The following is a 377-nucleotide window of genomic DNA, read 5'->3' on the forward strand; positions in this document are numbered from 1 at the left end:
CGCTTTATGCTGGGCTTCTCGGAAGCGCCTTCCTTCCCGGCCAACGCCCGTATCGTGGCGGCCTGGTTCCCGACCAAAGAGCGCGGTACGGCATCCGCGATTTTTAACTCCGCACAGTATTTTTCCCTGGCGCTGTTTTCTCCGCTGCTGGGCTGGCTGACCTTCGCCTGGGGCTGGGAGCACGTGTTTACCGTAATGGGCGTGATTGGTTTTGTGCTCACCGGGCTGTGGGTGAAGTTTATTCATAACCCAACCGATCATCCGCGTATGTCGCAAGAAGAGCTGAAGTTTATCTCGGAAAACGGCGCGGTCGTGGATATGGACCACAAAAAGCCGGGCGATGTGAAGTCAGGTGGTCCTAAACTGCATTATATCAA

The 377-nt window shown here is 55.4% G+C and carries 1 protein-coding gene; it reads left to right on the forward strand.

The genetic code is table 11. The annotated features are described in order from the left end of the window. The coding region (locus FDX04_RS12195; RefSeq protein ID WP_137371004.1) for an MFS transporter at positions 1–377 on the forward strand (377 nt) is incomplete at both ends.

This window comes from Citrobacter sp. wls615, from assembly GCF_005281355.1.
GTDB lineage: Bacteria > Pseudomonadota > Gammaproteobacteria > Enterobacterales > Enterobacteriaceae > Citrobacter > Citrobacter werkmanii.